This window comes from Nonomuraea sp. NPDC049649 (genome assembly GCF_040675175.1).
In the GTDB taxonomy this organism is placed as follows: domain Bacteria; phylum Actinomycetota; class Actinomycetes; order Streptosporangiales; family Streptosporangiaceae; genus Nonomuraea.
Map to the genome: position 1 here is coordinate 118015 of NZ_JBFAOH010000010.1, position 16907 is coordinate 134921.

Genomic DNA, 16907 nt, shown 5'->3' on the forward strand with positions numbered 1-16907 from the left:
AACAGTAAAGATGGGTGACTAATATGCAGTTCGGCATCTTCAGCGTCGGTGACGTGACCACGGATCCGACCACAGGGCGGACGCCCACCGAGGGCGAGCGGATCAAGGCGATCATGCGGATCGCGCTCAAGGCCGAGGAGGTCGGCCTGGACGTGTTCGCCACCGGTGAGCACCACAACCCGCCGTTCGTGCCGTCCTCCCCGACGACCATGCTCGGCTACGTCGCCGCCAAGACCGAGCGGCTCATCCTGTCGACCGCGACGACGCTGATCACCACGAACGACCCGGTCAAGATCGCTGAAGATTACGCCATGCTGCAGCACCTGGCCGACGGCCGGGTGGACCTGATGATGGGGCGTGGCAACACCGGCCCGGTCTACCCGTGGTTCGGCCAGGACATCCGCCAGGGCATCCCGCTGGCGATCGAGAACTACGCGCTGCTGCGCCGGCTCTGGCGCGAGGACGTGGTCGACTGGGAGGGCCGCTTCCGCACGCCGCTGCAGGGCTTCACCTCGACGCCGCGCCCGCTGGACGGGGTGCCGCCGTTCGTGTGGCACGGCTCCATCCGCAGCCCGGAGATCGCCGAGCAGGCCGCCTACTACGGCGACGGCTTCTTCGCCAACAACATCTTCTGGCCGAAGGAGCACTTCATGCGGCTGATCGACCTCTACCGGCGGCGCTACGCCCATTACGGGCACGGCACGCCGGAGCAGGCCATCGTCGGGCTCGGCGGGCAGGTGTTCATGCGGAAGAACTCCCAGGACGCGATCCGCGAGTTCCGCCCGTACTTCGACAACGCGCCGGTCTACGGGCACGGGCCGTCGCTGGAGGAGTTCATGGCCGAGACCCCGCTGACGGTGGGCAGCCCGCAGCAGGTCATCGACCGTACGCTCGAGTTCCGGGAGTACTTCGGCGACTACCAGCGGCAGCTGTTCCTGATGGACCACGCCGGGCTGCCGCTGAAGACGGTGCTGGAGCAGCTCGACATCCTCGGCGAGGAGGTCGTGCCGGTGCTGCGCAAGGAGTTCGCGATCGGCCGCCCGGCCGAGGTCCCCGACGCCCCCACCCACGCCTCCCTGGTCGCCGCCCGGGACGCGAAGAACCCGAAGGAGGTCAACGCATGAAGCTCGCCGTCGTCACGGCTGGGCTGACCCAGCCGTCCTCGACCCGCCTGCTGGCCGACCGTCTCGCGCAGGCCGTCGGCGAGCGTCTCGGCGGCGCGGCCGAGACGACCGTCGTCGAGCTGCGCGACCTGGCGACGGACATCGCCGGGAACTTCGTCACCGGGTTCCCGAACGCCCGGCTGCGCGAGGCGATCGACGCCGTGACCGGGGCGGACGGGCTGATCGCCGTCACCCCCGTGTTCACCGCCTCCTACAGCGGGCTGTTCAAGTCGTTCTTCGACGTGCTCGACCCGGAGGCGCTGACGGGCAAGCCGGTGCTGATCGGCGCGACCGGCGGCACGGCCCGGCACTCGCTGGTGCTGGACCACGCGATGCGGCCGCTCTTCGCGTATCTGCGGGCCGTGGTGGTGCCGACCGCGGTCTACGCGGCCTCGGAGGACTGGGGCGGCGGCGGTGACGCCTTCACCGACGGGCTGTCGGACCGGATCGCCCGCGCGGGGGCGGAGCTGGCGGCGCTCATGCGCCCGTGCCGGCACTCCCCGAACGGGAAGCAGACCGAGGAGGTCGTGCCCTTCGAGGAGTATCTGGCCTCGATCCGGCCGCCGTCCTGACCTACTCGCCGTTGCGCAGGTCGGACAGGCGCGTCGGGGTGTGGCGGATGTCCTCGAAGCGGACGGTGGCGCCCGGGCCGGTGGGGCTCTGGGCGAGGAAGCCTGCCTCGGGCTCGCCGTCGAGCGCGAAGTACCTGATGAGGCTCCAGGGGCCGGCCCCGGCTGCGGCGTGGAAGGCGAACGCGGGGCCGACCCTGGAGACGCGGAGCCGGACGTCGTCGCCGGTCATGGGCAGGGAGTTGCAGTCGTCGGAGACGCCGCCGCGAGTGACCACCGAGACGATGGTGGGGACGCCCTGCGGGGAGAGCTCCAGGCAGAGCTTGGCCCATCGCTCGTCGTCGGCGTAGAGGAGCAGGACGCCCGCGTCGAAGGTGGAGCGCAGGTCGACCCTGATCCGGGCGCTGAGGGTGAAGTCGCCGTCCAGGCGCCCGACGAGGGCGGGGGCGTTGGCGTAGTGCTTCGGCTCGCCGGGGTCGGAGAAGAGGTCGGTGCGCGGCCCGGCGGTGATGACGAGGGCGTCGTCGCCGTCGGCGTGCCACTGTCCGGGCTGGTTGAGCCAGCGGAGCGGCGCGGGGAACGCTGGCAGGGTCACGGCGGCCATCAGGTGTTCTCCTCCCGGGGGTGTCGCGGACGGGCCCACCCTAGCGCCCCGGGGCGGGAGCCCGTCCGCGCCCCCGGCGCGCGGGCGGGCTCCCTGGCACGGATCAGCGCAGGTACGGATCAGCGCAGGTACGGATCAGCGCAGGTACGGATCAGCGCAGGTACGGATCAGCGCAGGAACGCGGCGGCCACCCCCGCGTCCACCGGAACGTGCAGGCCGGTGGTGTGCGTGAGGTCGCCGCCGGTGAGCGCGAAGACCGCCGCGGCCACGTGCTCCGGCAGCACCTCCTTCTTCAGCAGCGTCCGCTGGGCGTAGAACTCGCCGAGCTTCTCCTCCTCGACCCCGTACACCTTCGCCCGGTTGGCGCCCCAGCCGGAGGCGAAGATGCCGGAGCCGCGGACCACCCCGTCGGGGTTGACGCCGTTCACCCGGATGCCGTGGCCGCCCAGCTCGGCGGCAAGGAGCCGGACCTGGTGGGCCTGGTCGGCCTTGGCGGCGCCGTAGGCGACGTTGTTCGGCCCGGCGAAGACGCTGTTCTTGGAGGAGATGTAGACGATGTCGCCGCCCAGGTCCTGGTCGATCATGACGCGGGCGGTCTCGCGGGAGACGAGGAACGAGCCGCGCGCCATCACGTCGTGCTGCAGGTCCCAGTCGTCGAGCGTGGTCTCCAGCAGCGAGCGCGACAGCGACAGCCCGGCGTTGTTGACGACCAGGTCGACGCCGCCGAAGGCGAGCACGGCCTGCCGGAGCGCCTCCTGGACCTGCTCCTCGGAGGTGACGTCGACGCCTGCCGCGATCGCCACGTCCTGCGGCCGGTGGGCGTGGGCGCCCAGTTCGGCGGCGACCTTCTCGGCGGCGGGCAGGTCGCGGTCGGCGACCACGACGCAGGCGCCCTCGGCGGCCAGCCGCCTGGCGGTGGCGGCGCCGATGCCGGATCCGCCGCCGGTCACCAGGGCGACCCGACCGGTGAGCGGCCTGGGCTTGGGCAGGCGGCGCAGCTTGGCCTCCTCCAGCTCCCAGTACTCGATGCGGAACTTCTCCGCCTCGTCGATGGGCCGGTAGCTGGACAGCGCCTCCGCGCCGCGCATCACGTTGATGGCGTTGACGTAGAACTCGCCGGCCACCCGGGCGGTCTGCTTGTCCTTGCCGAAGCTGAACATGCCGACGCCGGGCACGAGCACGATGGCCGGGTCGGCGCCGCGCATCGGCGGGGAGTCGGGGGTGGCGTGGCGCCGGTAGTAGGCGGCGTACTCCTCCCGGTAGCGGGCGTGCAGCTCGCGGAGCCGGGCGACCGCCTCCGCCAGCGGCGCGTCCGGGGGCAGGTCCAGCACCAGGGGGGCGACCTTGGTGCGCAGGAAGTGGTCCGGGCAGGAGGTGCCGAGCGCGGCCAGCCGGGGGTGCTCGGCCCGCGACAGGAAGTCGAGGACCTCGGGGGTGTCGGTGTAGTGGCCGACCTGGCGGGCGTCCGTGCCGGCCAGGCCCCGGACGACGGGGAACAGCTCGGCGGCGCGGCGGCGCCTGGCCTCCTCCGGCAGCGGCTCGTGGACGACCGGCCCGAACGGGTCGGGGCGGCCGTGCTCGGCGATGTAGGCCTCGGCGGTGCGGATGATGTCGAGGGAGTTGCGCTCGCACTCCTCGCTCGTGTCGCCCCAGGCGGTGATGCCGTGGCCGCCGAGGATGCAGCCGATCGCCCGGGGGTTGGCGGCCTTGATGGCGGCGATGTCGAGGCCGAGCTGGAAGCCGGGCCGCCGCCACGGCACCCACACCACCCGGTCGCCGAAGATCCGCCGGGTCAGCTCGGGGCCGTCGGCGGCGGTGGCGATCGCGATGCCGGAGTCGGGGTGCAGGTGGTCCACGTGGGCGGCGTCGACCAGGGCGTGCATGGCGGTGTCGATGGAGGGGGCGGCGCCGCCCTTGCCGTGCAGGCAGTAGTCGAAGGCGGCGACCATCTCGTCCTCGCGTTCGACGCCCGGGTAGACGTCCACGAGTGCGCGCACCCGGTCCAGGCGGAGCACGGCCAGACCGGCGGCCTTGAGCGTGCCGAGGTCGCCGCCGGAGCCCTTGACCCACATCAGCTCGACGTCGCCGCCGGTGACGGGGTCGTTCGCGGTGCCCTTGGCGGAGGTGTTGCCGCCGGCGTAGTTGGTGTTGCGGGGGTCGGCGCCGAGGGCGTGGGAGCGGGCCAGGAGCTGTTCGACGGTGCTGTTCATGTCGGGGCCGTTCATGTCGGGGGTGGTCATCAGGCGCCCCAGCCCGCCTGGTCGCCGCCCACCCGCTCGGCGGCGATTGTCTCGAAATATCCGGACTTGGCGTAGGCGGCCATCGGGTCCGGCTCCAGCCCCATCTCCTCCCGCAGCTCCGCCAGGAGCGGGCGCACGTCAGTGTTGTAGGCGTCCATCAGCACGGCGTTGGCGCCGAGCACGTCACCGGCCCGCTGCGCCGCGGCCAGCGCCTCCCGGTCCACCAGCAGCGCCTTGGCGGTGGCCTCCTGCACGTTCATCACCGACCGGATCTGCCCGGCGATCTTCGGCTCGATGTTGTGGCACTGGTCCAGCATGAAGGCGGTCCGCTCGGTGTAGCCGCCGCCCCTGATCACCTCGTACATGATCCTGAAGAGCTGGAAGGGGTCGGCGGCGCCCACCATGAGGTCGTCGTCGGCGTAGAAGCGGGAGTTGAAGTCGAAGCCGCCGAGCTTCCCCTCGCGCAGCAGGAACGCCACGATGAACTCGATGTTGGTGCCCGGCGCGTGGTGGCCGGTGTCGACCACGACCTGCGCCTTCGGGCCGAGCTTGAGGCAGTGCGCGTAGGCGGTGCCCCAGTCGGGCACGTCGGTCATGTAGAAGGCGGGCTCGAACAGCTTGTACTCCAGCAGGAAGCGCTGCTCGTCGCCGAGCCGCTCGTACACCGCCGCCAGCGCCTCGGCCAGCCGGTCCTGGCGCTCGCGCACGTCGTCCTGGCCGGGGTAGTTGGTGCCGTCGGAGAACCAGAGCTTGAGCGTGTCGGACCCGGTGGCGTCCATGATGTCCACGCATTCGAGCAGGTGCGCCAGCGCCTTGGCGCGTACCTCCGGGTCCGGGTGGGTGACGCTGCCGAGCTTGTAGTCGTCGTCCTGGAACACGTTGGAGTTGATCGCGCCGATGCCCACCCCCAGCTCGGCGGCGTGCCGGGCCAGGTCCTCGTAGTCGTCGACCTTGTCCCACGGGATGTGCAGCGCCACCGTCGGCGCCACCCCGGTGAACGCGTGCACCTGCGCGGCGTCGGCGATCTTCTCGTACGGGTCGCGCGGCACCCCCCGCTGGGCGAAGACCTTGAAGCGGGTGCCGGAGTTGCCGTACGCCCACGACGGGGTCTCGATCCGCTGCCTGCGGAGCTGTTCCTTGATCATTTGTCTCCCCGATTCAGTCGAGATGGAAAACTTCTTCGAGCAGGACCCGGCCCTCGTCGGCGCGGCCCGTCTCGAAGAAGGGCGCCATGTCGGTCTCCCACCGGGCGCTCACCTCGGCGGCGGCCATCGCCCGCTGCGCCGCCTCGAAGTCGTCGGTCTCCAGGTAGCCGACGAGCAGCCCGTCGTCGCTGAGGAAGAGCGAGTAGTTGCGCCATCCCGCCTCACGCAGCGCGTCGAGCATCTCGGGCCATACCTGCCGGTGTCTCTCCCGGTACTCCTGGAGCCGGTCCGGCCGGACTCGCAGCAGGAAGCACACCCGCTCCACAGATCTCTCCTTTCCGCGCGCACGCGCGCCCCGGGCCGGTCCCGGGGCGCGCGGTGCGTGCCGATGAGGGTCAGAAGTCGAAGTCGTCGATGTTGGAGGCCTCGAAGGTGAACGGCGGGCCGAGGATGATCTCGCCGTTCGCGCCGACGGTCCGCTCGCCGAGCCGGCCCGCCTGGAACGTCTCGCCCTCGGCGCCGGTGATCTGCCCGGACACCAGCGCGGCGGCGGCGTAGGAGGCCAGGTAGCCGAGGTCCTTGGGGTTCCACAGGGCGAACTTCTCGACGGTGCCGTCCTTGACGAACTGGCGCATCTGGTTCGGCGTGCCGAGGCCGGTGAGCACGACCTCGCCCTTGTACTTGGAGCCGGAGATGTAGCGGGCCGCCGCCGCGACGCCGACGGTGGTGGGCGAGATGATGCCCTTCAGGTCGGGGTAGGCCTGCAGCAGGCCCTGGGTCTCGGTGAACGACTTCTGGTCGTCGTCGTCCCCGTAGGCGACCTTGACGAGCTCCATGTCCTTGTACTCGGGCTTGGTCAGCTCGTCCTTCATGAACTCGATCCAGGTGTTCTGGTTCGTGGCGTTGGCCGTGGCCGACAGGATCGCGATCTCGCCCTTGTGGCCGATCATCTCGGCGAGCAGCTGGATCTGGCTGCGACCGATCTCTTCGGATCTGGCCTGGTTGATGAAGAGGTCACGGCACTCGGGAGCGGCGTCCGAGTCGTACGAGACGATCTTGATGCCCTTCTCCCTGGCCTGGTTGAGCGGCCCGCACACGGCGTTGGGGTCGTTGGCCGAGATGAGGATGGCGTCGTGGCCCTGCTGGGTGAGGGTGTTGATGTAGGAGATCTGCGAGGACGCGGAGGCGTCGGACGGGCCGACCTCCTTGGCCTCACCCTGGAACTCCGCCGCCGCCTCCTCCCCCGCCTTGGCGACGATCGTCATGTACGGGTTGTTGATCTGCTTGGGCAGGAAGGCCAGTTTCAGGCCCGGCTTGATCGGCGCGTTCGGGTCGGCGGAGGCCGCCGCCGCGGAGGAGGCGGGCGGCTCGGCGGGCGCGGAGGTGACGCTCGACTTGGTGGTGCCGCCGCAGGCGGCGGCGCCGAGGGCGAGCACCGCGGTGAGGACGGCGAGGCGCATCGGTCTCATGAGGTTCCTTTCAGTGCCGACGTGCCGGTTCTGACCGGTTTGAGCAGGGAGATGAGTCGGGGGGTGAGCACCGAGACGATGAGCAGGAGGCCGGTGACGATGGACTGGATCTCGGTCGAGACGTCGTTGAGCATGAGCAGGTTGCGCAGCAGCCCGATGAGCAGCACGCCGGCGATGACGCCGCCGAGCGTGCCCTTGCCGCCGTCGAAGTCGACGCCGCCGAGCAGTACGGCCGCGATGACCGCGAGTTCGATGCCGAGGCCGTTGTCGGCGCGGGCGGAGCCGTAGCGCAGGGTGAAGACGACCCCGGCGAAGGCGGCGACGGTGCCGGAGAAGACGAAGAGCAGCAGCTTGATCCGCTTGACCCGGATCCCGGCGAAGAACGCGGCCTGCTCCTGCGCGCCGATGGCGAACAGCGCCCGGCCGAACCCGGTGGCGTGCAGCACCACCGCGACGACCACGGCCAGCAGCACGAAGAGCGCGATCGGGTACGGGATGAACGTGCCGGGCACGTTGCCCACGGCCAGCGCCGTGTACTGGGGCGGGAACTGGGCCACCGCCTTGTCGCCAAGCACCACGTACGCCAGGCCCCGGTAGAGGGCGAGCGTGCCGATCGTGACGGCCAGCGACGGCAGCCCGAGCCGGGTGACGAGCAGCCCGTTGACCAGCCCGCAGAGCGCGCCGGCGAGCACCACCAGCGGGATGATCGTCTCGATGGGCAGGCCGCCGTCCCACAGCGCGCCCACCAGCGCACTCGACAGGCCCAGCACGGACGCGACCGACAGGTCGACCTCGGCGGCCACCACGAGCATGGTCATGGCGAGCGCGATGAGCGCGATCTCGCCGAGGTCGCCGAGCGCGAACGACAGGTTGCCGGCGGTGGCGAACGCAGGCGAGCCGAGCGAGCCGCCCGCGAAGACGGCGACCAGCAGCAGCCCGATGATCACATCCCAGCGGAGCACCCTAGCCATGTCGGCTCCTCCTCCTGAGCAGCCGGGCGACCCGCAGGGCCAGCACCCGGTCGACGCTGATGGCGAGCAGCAGCAGCGCGCCGGTGATGGCCTGCTGCCAGAACGGGTTGACCCGGAGCACGACCAGGGCGCTGCCGATCACGGTGAGCAGCAGCGCGCCGAGCGCCGCCCCGTACACGCTGCCGACGCCCCCGGTGATGGCCACGCCGCCGACCACGACGGCGCTGATCACCAGGAGTTCCCAGCCGTTGGCCGAGTCGGCGACGACGGTGCCGAAGCGGGCCAGCCAGAGCACCCCGGCGAGCCCGGCCAGGCAGCCGCTGACCAGGTAGGCGGCCAGGATGCGGCGGCGGACCGGGACGCCGGCCAGCCGGGCGGCCTCGGGGCTGGACCCGATCGCGTAGAACTCCCGCCCGCTGGGGTAGGCGCGCAGGTAGTAGCCGATCGCCAGCATGATCACCACGGTGATGAGCGGCAGGTACGGCACGCCCAGCACGGCCCCGTTGCCCAGCGACAGCAGCGCGGGCGGCAGGTCGACCGCGTTGATCTGCCGCCCGGCGGCGACGTAGTGGCACACGCCCTGGAAGACGTAGAGGGTGCCGAGCGTGACGACCAGGGCGGGCACCCGGCAGAAGCTGACCAGCAGCCCGTTGAGCAGGCCGCAGGCGGCGCCGACGGCGATCCCGAGCACGACGCCGGGCACCGGGCCCCAGCCGCTGGCCAGCACGTCGCCGACGGTGAACGCGACCAGCCCGACCACGGAGCCGACGGACAGGTCGAGGTTGCGGGTGATGACCACGATCGACTGGCCGACGGCCAGCAGCGCGAGGATGGCGGTGTTGAGCAGGATGTCCTCGACGCCCTGCCCGGACAGGAAGTTCGGGTTGGCGGCGGCGGTCCCGCCGACGAGCGCGGCCAGCGCGATGACCAGGCTCAGCTCGCGGGCCCGGAAGACCAGGTCGACCAGGTTGCGGGCGCTGCGCTCGCGCACGGCCGGCTCGGGCTGGGTGGCGGTGGCCGTCATGCCGCCCTCCCGGTCGCGGCGGACATGACGCTCTCCTCGGTGGCTTCGGTACGGGGGATCTCGGCGGTGATCCGGCCCTCGTGCATGACGAGCACCCGGTCGGCCATGCCGAGCACCTCCGGCAGGTCGGAGGAGATCATCAGCACCGCGATGCCCTGCCCGGCCAGCTCCGACAGCAGCCGGTGCACCTCGGCCTTGGTGCCGACGTCGATGCCGCGGGTGGGCTCGTCCACGATGAGCACCGACGGCTCGGTGGCCAGCCACTTGGCGAGCACGACCTTCTGCTGGTTGCCGCCGGACAGCACGCCGACGCCGTCGCCGAGCCCGGCGAACTTGAGCCGCAGGCGCACCGCCCAGTCCCGGGCGCGGGCGCGCTCGGCGGCGCGGGAGATGACGGGGCCGCGGCGGAGCGAGCGCAGCCCGGTCAGGCCGATGTTGCGCTCGATGGACATCTCCATGACCAGGCCCTGCTGCCGCCGGTCCTCGGGCACCAGGGCGAGCCCGGCGGCCATGGCGGCGGTGGGGCTGGCGGGCGGCAGCGGGCGGCCGGCCACGTGCACGGTGCCGGCGTCCCACCGGTCGATGCCGAAGACCGCCCGGGCGACCTCGCTGCGGCCCGCCCCGACCAGCCCGGCGAGGGCGACGATCTCGCCGCGCCGCACCTCGAACGAGACGTCGGTGAACACGCCCTCGCGGGTCAGCCGTTCGACCCGGAGCGCCACCTCGCCCGCCTCGCTGTCCTGTTTGGGGTAGAGGGAGCCGAGCTCGCGGCCGACCATGCGGCGGATCAGGTCGTCGTGGGTGAGGCCCGCGACGGGCTCGCTGGCGATCCAGGCGCCGTCGCGCAGGGTCGTGACCCGCTGGCAGAGGGAGAAGATCTCGTCCAGCCGGTGGGAGATGAACAGCACGGCGCAGCCCTGCTCGCGCAGCGCCTCCACCACCGAGAAGAGCCGGGTGACCTCGTTGCCGGAGAGCGCGGCGGTCGGCTCGTCCATGATCAGGACGCGGGCGTCCCGGGAGATGGCCTTGGCGATCTCGACGAGCTGCTGGTCGGCGATGGACAGGCCGCGGGCGGGCTGTTCGGGGTCGACCGTGACGCCGAGCCGGTCGAACAGCCCGGCGGCTTCGGCGCGCATGGCCCGGCGGTCGATGCGGCCGAGGGTGGTGCGGGGCTGGCGGCCCATGAAGATGTTCTCGGCCACGGACAGGTCGGGGAAGAGCGTGGGCTCCTGGTAGATGACGGCGACCCCGGCCCGCTGGGCGTCGGCCGGGTTGTGGAAGACGACGGGCTCGCCGTTGAGCAGCACCTGGCCGCTGTCGGGCCGGTGGACCCCGGCGAGCGTCTTGACGAGCGTGGACTTGCCTGCGCCGTTCTCGCCCGCGAGCGCGTGAGCCTCTCCTGCGAACAGCTCCAGCGACACCTCACGCAGTGCCCGCACCGCGCCGAACGACTTGCTGACGCTGGCGAGCGCGAGGGTGGGGGGACCACTCATGCGTCCTCCGGACGACAAACGTTTTAACGGGATGTTCCCGGAATCTAGGTGCTGGGTCCCTGGGCGTCAATCCCCTGAGAGGAGAACTGGCGCACACGAGATTGTTACGTTTTAATCGAGATCGTGCGATTCACAGCTGTTGATCTCGGCGCCTCCAGCGGGCGGGTGATGAGCGCCGGTGTGTCCGGCGGACGGATCGAGCTGCGGGAGGTGCACCGATTCCCCAACCGGCCGGTACGGGTCGCCGGCACCCTGCACTGGGACATCCTCTCCCTCTACCAGGGGGTGCTGGACGGGCTGCGCGAGGCGGGCCCGGCCGAGTCCGTCGGCGTCGACTCCTGGGCGGTCGACTACGGGCTGCTCGACGGCGACGGCAGGCTGATCGGCAACCCGGTCCACTACCGCGACGCGCGCACCGCCCGCTTCACCGAGCGGATCGACCCGTACGAGGTGACGGGGATGCAGTTCCTGCCCTTCAACACCGTCAACCAGCTGCTGTGCGAGCGGCTGGACCGGGCCGAGACCATGCTGCTCATCCCGGACCTGCTCGGCTACTGGCTGACCGGGGTCATCGGGGCCGAGCGGACCAACGCCTCCACCACCGCCCTGTACGACGTGAGCAGGCGTGACTGGGCGTGGGAGCTGATCGGCAAGCTGGGGCTGCCCAGACGGATTTTTCCTGATTTTTCGGAAAGCGCTTCCCCGCTGCGGGCGGACGTGGCCGAGGAGATCGGCTACACCACCGAGGTGGTCAAGGTCGCCTCCCACGACACCGCCTCGGCCGTCGTCGCGGTGCCCGCCGAGACCGACCGCTTCGCGTACATCTCCTGCGGCACGTGGTCGCTGGTCGGCGTCGAGCTGCCCGCGCCGGTGCTCACCGAGGAGAGCCGCCTGGCCAACTTCACCAACGAGGCCGGCCTCGACGGCACCACCCGTTACCTGCGCAACGTCATGGGCCTGTGGATCCTCCAGGAATGCCTGCGCGCCTGGGGGAACCCGCCGCTGGAGCCGCTGCTGGCCGCGGCGGAGAGCGCGCGCAGCGGCACCGTCATCGACCCGGACGACCCGTCGTTCCTGCCGCCGGGCGACATGCCGGCCAGGATCGCCGCCTACTGCGCCCGCACCGGGCAGCCGGAGCCGGAGGGGCGCCCGCAGGTCGTACGATGCATCCTGCAGAGCCTCGCCCTGGCCTACCAGCGGGCGATCGCCGACGCCGTCCGGCTCAGCGGCCGGCCGGTCGAGGTGGTCCACCTGGTGGGCGGCGGGTCGCTGAACACGCTGCTGTGCCGGCTCACCGCCGACGCCACCGGCCTGCCCGTCGTGGCGGGCCCGGTCGAGGCGGCCGCGATCGGCAACGCGCTGGTCCAGGCTCGCGCGCGCGGCCTGGTCGGCGGCCTGGCCGAGATGCGGGAGCTGGTCCGGCGGAGCGCGGGCGTGCGCACGTACGATCCCGGCCACCCCTACGAGTCACAGGAACGCGGATGAGCACCGACGGATGGGACGAGGCACCGGCCGGGAGCACCCGGCCGAGCCCATCGATCAAGGATGTCGCGGCCCTGGCCGGAGTGTCGCCCGGCACCGTGTCCAACGTGCTCAACCGGCCGGAGAAGGTCGCCGGGGCCACCCGCGACCGGGTGGAGAGCGCGATCAGGGAGCTGGGCTTCGTCCGCCACGGCTCGGCGTCCACGCTGCGCGCCGGCCACAGCCGCACCATCGGCCTGTCCGTGATCGACATCGGCAACCCGTTCTTCACCGACGTGGCCGCGGGCGTCGAGGACCTGGCCAGCGAGCGCGGCTACGCCGTCATCCTCGGCAACTCCTCCGGCAGCCGGGTCAAGGAGGAGCGCAACCTGCTGGTCTTCGCCGAGCAGCGGGTGCGCGGGGTGCTCATCACCCCCTCCGACCAGGACACGCTCCGGCTCGACCGGCTGCGCGAGCGCGGCATCAGCGTGGTGCTCGTCGACCACCCGGCCGAGCGGGCCGACCAGTGCGCGGTCGCGGTCAACGACGTGACCGGCGGGGCGATGGCCGTCGAGCACCTGCTGGCGGGCGGGGCCGACCGGATCGCGTACGTCACCGGGCCGGCCGCCATGCGCCAGTGCCAGGACCGGCGGCGCGGCGCCGAACGCGCGCTGGCCGCCGCCGGGCGCGACCCGGGCAGCCTGCGGGAGGTCGCCATGCCCGCGATGACCGCCGCCGCCGGGCAGCAGGCCGCCGAGAAGCTGCTCGCCCAGGACGTGCTGCCGGACGCGCTGTTCTGCGCCAACGACCTGCTGGCGCTGGGCGTGCTGCGCGGGCTGATGCAGGCGGGGGTGCGGGTGCCGGACGACGTCTCGCTCATCGGGTACGACGACATCGACTTCGCCTCGGCCTCGGCCGTCTCGCTCAGCTCGATCAGGCAGCCGACCTACCAGCTCGGGCGGACGGCCACCGAGCTGCTGCTGGACGAGTGCGACAACCCCGACACGCACGCCCACCAGCAGATCATGTTCCAGCCGGACCTCGTCGTGCGGGAGTCCACCCGGTAGCTTGGTGGGCCGAACCGAACAACGGGGATATTCATGACAAACGGTGTTCGCCACGTGCTCGGGTTCGTCGCCGGTGTCTTCCTGCCGTCGCTGATTCTGGCCGGTCTGTCCTACTCCACGGGCCGGCTCGCGGTCTCCCTGCAGCGGTTCTCCGGCATCGACGGGCAGGCGATGGCGGTGCTGATCCTCACCGGCGTCGGGCTGGCGTTCCTGACCTCGTCGCGGCTTTCCCCGGTCGCGTCGCTGCTCGGCGCGCTGCAGTACCTCGTGCTGGGGGCGCTGCCGCTGCTGGAGCTGAGCGGGCTGCGCCTCCTGCCGGGCAACTGGCTGCCGTACCCGTTCGCCTCGGGATTCATGAACGTCGGCTACACCGGCCTGCTGTTCCTCCTCGGGGTGTTCCTGCTCGCCGTCTCGGCCTTCCCCTCGCGGTGGCGCGGCCGTCCGGCGCCGAGCGCCCCGCCCTACCCCGGTCCCCCTCCCGCCGATTCCCCGTACGAGCCGTGGCGAGGAGACGACGCGACCCGGCCGATGCGCCGCGACTGACCACCGGCCGGGCTGACAGAATGCCTGCCATGCGCGAGACGAGCATCGCCCGATTCCTGTCCGAACTGGCCGGCAAGGTCCCCGCCCCCGGCGGAGGCGCCGTCGCGGCCCTGCACGCCGCGCAGGCCGCGGCGCTGCTCGGCATGGTGGCCCGCTACTCCACCGGCGACAAGTACGCCGAGCACGCCGAGACCGTGGAGAGCGTGATCTCCGAGACGGACGAGCTGCGGGCGCGGGCGCTGGACCTGATGGAGCAGGACGCGGCGGCGTTCACCGCGGTCACCGACGCCTACCGGCTGCCCAAGGGCGAGGAACGCACCCTGTCGATCGCCCGCGCGCTGGCCGGCGCCGCCGAACCGCCCGCCCGGGTGGCCGAGACCGCGCACCGGCTGGTCGAGCTCTGCGAGACGCTGCTGCCGATCGGCAACCGCAACCTGCTCACCGACGTGGCGGCGGCCGCCGAGGCGGCCCGGGCGGCGCTCACCACGGCCCGGGTGAACGTCGAGGTCAACCTGGGCGGCATCACCGACGAGACGGTCCGCTCCGCGCTGCTGTCCCGCCTGGCCGGGGTGGACGCCGCCGCGGACCGCGCCGCCCGCGTGACGGCCGAGGTCCGCGCGGGTCTCAAAATCTGAACGTTTCGCCACCGGGCGAGCAACCTCCGCCCCGTACCACGTACAAGATCAAACGTAGCGACCCGAACGTTCCCGTACCGCCCGGTAGGGCGGGGGGCTCTCCGGTGCGGGAGGGAAGGGATGGGAGGGTGAGGGTGTCGGCGGACGAGAGGGCGGGCGTGTGAGAAAGCTCAGCGGCAAGGACCTGGCGCAGGCGATCAGGGCGCAGACGGCGGCGGAGGTGGAGGCCGGGCCGCAGCCGCGGCTCGCCGTCGTGGTGGCGACCGGCGACGAGGCGAGCCTGTGGTACGTGCGATCGATCGCCAAGGCGGCGGCCGGGGTGGGCATCGCGGCCGACATCGTGGACCTCGGCCCCGACGCGCGGCCCGAGCAGATCCGGGAGAGCCTGATCAGGCTGAGCGGCGACAGCGGCGTGCACGGGCTGATGCTGCAGACCCCGCTGCCGCCGGGCGCCTCGGCGCAGGAACTGGCGGGCGCCATCGACCCGCGCAAGGACGTCGACGGCGCCAACCCGCTCTCGCTGGGCAGGCTGGCCGCCGGGCTGCCCGCGTTCGCGCCCGCCACGGCGGCCGCGGTGATGGCGCTGCTCGACCACTACGAGGTGGAGCTGAAGGGCAGGCGGGCGGTCGTCGTCGGCCGGTCCACCGTCGTCGGCAAGCCCCTGGCCCACCTGCTGCTCGACCGGCACGCGACGGTCACGGTCTGCCACTCGCGCACCCGCGACCTGGCCTCCGTCACCTCCGCCGCCGAGGTCCTGGTCGCCGCCGTGGGCCGGGCGGGGCTGATCGGCGCCGAGCACGTCGCCCCCGGCGCGGTCGTCATCGACGTCGGCACCAACCCGACCGAAGACGGCGGCCTGACCGGCGACGTGGACTTCGAGGCGGTCTCGGCCAAGGCGGAGGCGCTCACCCCGGTGCCGGGCGGCGTCGGGCCGGTGACGACCGCGCTGCTGCTGCGCCACACCGCCCGGGCGGCGAACCTGCCGTGAAGATGACGCGTGAGGTTCTGGTGGTGCAGAACAGCCGGAGCGGCGGCCCGAGCCGGTGGGGCGCCTGGATGGAGGAGGCGGGGCTCCGGCTCGACGTGGTGCACGCCTACGACGGCGCGCCGGTGCCCGACCGGCTGGAGCACGACGCGATGATCGTGCTGGGCGGCGGCTACCTGCCGGGCGACGACCACCGGGCGCCCTGGCTGGCCCCGACTCGGAAGCTGGTGGCGCAGGCGCTGGCGGACGAGGTGCCGCTGTTCGGCATCTGCCTGGGCGGGCAGATGCTCGCCGAGGTGGCGGGCGGCGAGGTGACCGCGGACGCCGGCGCCCCCGAGAACGGCAGCCTGCCGGTGACGATCCGGCCGGAGGCGTCCGGCGACCCGCTCTTCCACGGCCTGCCCGGGGTGGTGCCGGCCATCGAGCACCACGTCGACGCGATCACCGCGCTGCCGCCGGGCGCCGTGTGGCTGGCAGAGACCGAGAGCTGCCCGTACCAGGCGTTCCGGGTGGGCGGCCGGGCGTGGGGCGTGCAGTTCCATCCGGAGGTGCTGCCGGCGCGGATCCGGGAGTGGCGGGCGGACGGGTTCGACCCCGACGAGGTGTACGCGCGGGCGGTGGCGGACGAGCCGGTCTCGACCCCGATCTGGCACCAGGTGGCCCGCCGCTTCGCCGACCTGGTCTGACCGGCCGCGCGAGCTTCTTTGTGGAGTCCGCGTTTCTTCGGAGAGACACCCGTGTCTTTTGACAGACCCGTCAGGCGGTGTAAGCGTCGTAGCCGAGTTTGACCGACACCGCCAGGCCGCAGGCGGCGGCGAGGTAGCGGAGACTCTGCCCCGGGAGGCGGCGCGCGATCTTCGGGCCGAACCAGCCGCCCAGCAGGAACCCCAGCGCCAGCGGGACCGCCGCGCCCCAGTCGACCGGCCCGAAGATCGCGAACCCGGTGGCGGCGACCGCGTTGGCCATGCCCGACAGCACGTTCTTCACCGCGTTCAGCCGGGCCGGGGTGCCCTCCAGCATCGACGTCAGCACCGCCAGCATGAGGATGCCGCCCGCCGCCCCGAAGTAACCGACGTAGATCGCGACGGCGAACAGCGCGCAGCGCGTGAGCGGCCCGTGCTCGCCGCGCCGTCTCCCCCGGGGCGGGCGGATCAGCAGCAGCGAGGCCAGCCCGATCAGCCAGGGCGCGAGCTGCCCGAACGTCTCGGACGGGGTGACCAGCAGCAGGAACGCGCCCGTCGCGCCGCCCAGCATGGTCAGCCAGCCCAGCCGGACCACCTGCGCCCCCTGCCCGGCCAGCTCCGGCCGCGAACCGAAGGCCGCGCCGAGACCGGTGAACAGCAGCGCGACCGTGTTGGTGACGTTCGCGGTCAGCGGCGGGAGCCCGAACGCCAGCAGCGCCGGGTAGGACACGATCGAGGCGAGGCTGACGACGGTGCTGACCACCCCGGCCAGCGCCCCCACGGCAAGCAGGCCGAGCAGCTCTCCCAGGATCACCCGGACATGCTAGGCGGCACCCGTCCTCGCACCGCGCCCGC

The 16907-nt window shown here is 72.2% G+C and carries 17 protein-coding genes; 8 read left to right on the forward strand and 9 right to left on the reverse strand.

The genetic code is table 11. The annotated features are described in order from the left end of the window. Positions 1–23: 23 nt before the first annotated feature. Together AB0J42_RS16115 and AB0J42_RS16120 are read left to right on the forward strand one after the other, a co-directional pair. Positions 24–1124, forward strand: coding sequence for an LLM class flavin-dependent oxidoreductase (locus tag AB0J42_RS16115; RefSeq protein ID WP_364294396.1), 1101 nt, complete (start codon positions 24–26; stop codon positions 1122–1124). Continuing rightward, a complete protein-coding gene (locus AB0J42_RS16120) occupies positions 1121–1735 on the forward strand; it encodes an FMN reductase (protein WP_364294399.1) in 615 nt (204 codons plus the stop codon). The genes AB0J42_RS16115 and AB0J42_RS16120 overlap by 4 nt, the downstream gene beginning before the upstream one ends. 1 nt (position 1736) lies before the next feature. On the opposite strand, the gene AB0J42_RS16125 is transcribed toward AB0J42_RS16120, so the two are convergent. The 8 genes from AB0J42_RS16125 to AB0J42_RS16160 form a co-directional block, all read right to left on the reverse strand. Continuing rightward, a complete protein-coding gene (locus AB0J42_RS16125; protein WP_364294402.1) occupies positions 1737–2336 on the reverse strand; it encodes a DUF1349 domain-containing protein in 600 nt (199 codons plus the stop codon). A 167-nt stretch (positions 2337–2503) separates the two neighbouring features. Continuing rightward, on the reverse strand, positions 2504–4546 hold the full coding sequence (locus tag AB0J42_RS16130; protein ID WP_364294683.1) for a bifunctional aldolase/short-chain dehydrogenase: 2043 nt from the start codon (positions 4544–4546) through the stop codon (positions 2504–2506). 29 nt (positions 4547–4575) lie between these two features. Continuing rightward, entirely contained in the window at positions 4576–5721 is a 1146-nt protein-coding gene (gene rhaI / locus AB0J42_RS16135) for an L-rhamnose isomerase (protein ID WP_364294405.1), read from the reverse strand. 13 nt (positions 5722–5734) lie between these two features. Then, entirely contained in the window at positions 5735–6046 is a 312-nt protein-coding gene (locus AB0J42_RS16140) for an L-rhamnose mutarotase (RefSeq protein WP_364294408.1), read from the reverse strand. A 70-nt stretch (positions 6047–6116) separates the two neighbouring features. Then, positions 6117–7190 (reverse strand): rhamnose ABC transporter substrate-binding protein, encoded by a 1074-nt coding sequence (rhaS, locus tag AB0J42_RS16145; protein ID WP_364294411.1) that lies wholly within the window; start codon positions 7188–7190, stop codon positions 6117–6119. Continuing rightward, positions 7187–8161 (reverse strand): ABC transporter permease, encoded by a 975-nt coding sequence (locus tag AB0J42_RS16150; RefSeq protein ID WP_364294414.1) that lies wholly within the window; start codon positions 8159–8161, stop codon positions 7187–7189. Before AB0J42_RS16150 ends, rhaS begins: the two co-directional genes overlap by 4 nt. Continuing rightward, positions 8154–9185: an ABC transporter permease gene (locus tag AB0J42_RS16155; RefSeq protein ID WP_364294417.1), complete on the reverse strand. Its 1032-nt coding sequence runs from the start codon at positions 9183–9185 to the stop codon at positions 8154–8156. Before AB0J42_RS16155 ends, AB0J42_RS16150 begins: the two co-directional genes overlap by 8 nt. Next, entirely contained in the window at positions 9182–10678 is a 1497-nt protein-coding gene (locus AB0J42_RS16160) for a sugar ABC transporter ATP-binding protein (RefSeq protein WP_364294419.1), read from the reverse strand. The genes AB0J42_RS16155 and AB0J42_RS16160 overlap by 4 nt, the downstream gene beginning before the upstream one ends. 168 nt (positions 10679–10846) lie before the next feature. On the opposite strand from AB0J42_RS16160, the gene AB0J42_RS16165 reads away from it, so the two are divergent. The 6 genes from AB0J42_RS16165 (at position 10847) to AB0J42_RS16190 (ending at position 16055) form a co-directional block, all read left to right on the forward strand. Beyond that, positions 10847–12163 (forward strand): rhamnulokinase family protein, encoded by a 1317-nt coding sequence (locus AB0J42_RS16165; RefSeq protein ID WP_364294686.1) that lies wholly within the window; start codon positions 10847–10849, stop codon positions 12161–12163. Then, positions 12160–13206, forward strand: a complete 1047-nt coding sequence (locus AB0J42_RS16170; RefSeq protein WP_364294426.1) for a substrate-binding domain-containing protein — start codon at positions 12160–12162, stop codon at positions 13204–13206. The genes AB0J42_RS16165 and AB0J42_RS16170 overlap by 4 nt, the downstream gene beginning before the upstream one ends. A gap of 33 nt (positions 13207–13239) precedes the next feature. Then, on the forward strand, positions 13240–13749 hold the full coding sequence (locus AB0J42_RS16175) for a hypothetical protein (RefSeq protein WP_364294429.1): 510 nt from the start codon (positions 13240–13242) through the stop codon (positions 13747–13749). A gap of 29 nt (positions 13750–13778) precedes the next feature. Beyond that, positions 13779–14384: a cyclodeaminase/cyclohydrolase family protein gene (locus AB0J42_RS16180; RefSeq protein ID WP_364294432.1), complete on the forward strand. Its 606-nt coding sequence runs from the start codon at positions 13779–13781 to the stop codon at positions 14382–14384. A 160-nt stretch (positions 14385–14544) separates the two neighbouring features. Next, positions 14545–15372 carry a bifunctional 5,10-methylenetetrahydrofolate dehydrogenase/5,10-methenyltetrahydrofolate cyclohydrolase gene (locus AB0J42_RS16185; RefSeq protein WP_364294435.1) on the forward strand — a complete coding sequence of 276 codons (828 nt, stop codon included), beginning with the start codon at positions 14545–14547 and terminating at the stop codon, positions 15370–15372. A gap of 2 nt (positions 15373–15374) precedes the next feature. Then, on the forward strand, positions 15375–16055 hold the full coding sequence (locus AB0J42_RS16190; protein WP_364294438.1) for a type 1 glutamine amidotransferase: 681 nt from the start codon (positions 15375–15377) through the stop codon (positions 16053–16055). Positions 16056–16125: 70 nt separating this feature from the next. Here the strand turns inward: AB0J42_RS16190 and AB0J42_RS16195 are convergent, their stop codons facing one another. Then, positions 16126–16866 (reverse strand): sulfite exporter TauE/SafE family protein, encoded by a 741-nt coding sequence (locus tag AB0J42_RS16195; RefSeq protein ID WP_364294441.1) that lies wholly within the window; start codon positions 16864–16866, stop codon positions 16126–16128. Positions 16867–16907: the final 41 nt, after the last annotated feature.

Coding starts and splice junctions, on each gene's coding strand:
- AB0J42_RS16115 (WP_364294396.1), top strand. CDS start 24: ATGCAGTTCGGCATCTTCAGCGTCGGTGACGTGACCACGGATCCGACC.
- AB0J42_RS16120 (WP_364294399.1), top strand. CDS start 1,121: ATGAAGCTCGCCGTCGTCACGGCTGGGCTGACCCAGCCGTCCTCGACC.
- AB0J42_RS16125 (WP_364294402.1), bottom strand. CDS start 2,336: ATGGCCGCCGTGACCCTGCCAGCGTTCCCCGCGCCGCTCCGCTGGCTC.
- AB0J42_RS16130 (WP_364294683.1), bottom strand. CDS start 4,546: ATGAACAGCACCGTCGAACAGCTCCTGGCCCGCTCCCACGCCCTCGGC.
- rhaI (WP_364294405.1), bottom strand. CDS start 5,721: ATGATCAAGGAACAGCTCCGCAGGCAGCGGATCGAGACCCCGTCGTGG.
- rhaS (WP_364294411.1), bottom strand. CDS start 7,190: ATGAGACCGATGCGCCTCGCCGTCCTCACCGCGGTGCTCGCCCTCGGC.
- AB0J42_RS16150 (WP_364294414.1), bottom strand. CDS start 8,161: ATGGCTAGGGTGCTCCGCTGGGATGTGATCATCGGGCTGCTGCTGGTC.
- AB0J42_RS16155 (WP_364294417.1), bottom strand. CDS start 9,185: ATGACGGCCACCGCCACCCAGCCCGAGCCGGCCGTGCGCGAGCGCAGC.
- AB0J42_RS16160 (WP_364294419.1), bottom strand. CDS start 10,678: ATGAGTGGTCCCCCCACCCTCGCGCTCGCCAGCGTCAGCAAGTCGTTC.
- AB0J42_RS16165 (WP_364294686.1), top strand. CDS start 10,847: ATGAGCGCCGGTGTGTCCGGCGGACGGATCGAGCTGCGGGAGGTGCAC.
- AB0J42_RS16170 (WP_364294426.1), top strand. CDS start 12,160: ATGAGCACCGACGGATGGGACGAGGCACCGGCCGGGAGCACCCGGCCG.
- AB0J42_RS16175 (WP_364294429.1), top strand. CDS start 13,240: ATGACAAACGGTGTTCGCCACGTGCTCGGGTTCGTCGCCGGTGTCTTC.
- AB0J42_RS16180 (WP_364294432.1), top strand. CDS start 13,779: ATGCGCGAGACGAGCATCGCCCGATTCCTGTCCGAACTGGCCGGCAAG.
- AB0J42_RS16190 (WP_364294438.1), top strand. CDS start 15,375: ATGACGCGTGAGGTTCTGGTGGTGCAGAACAGCCGGAGCGGCGGCCCG.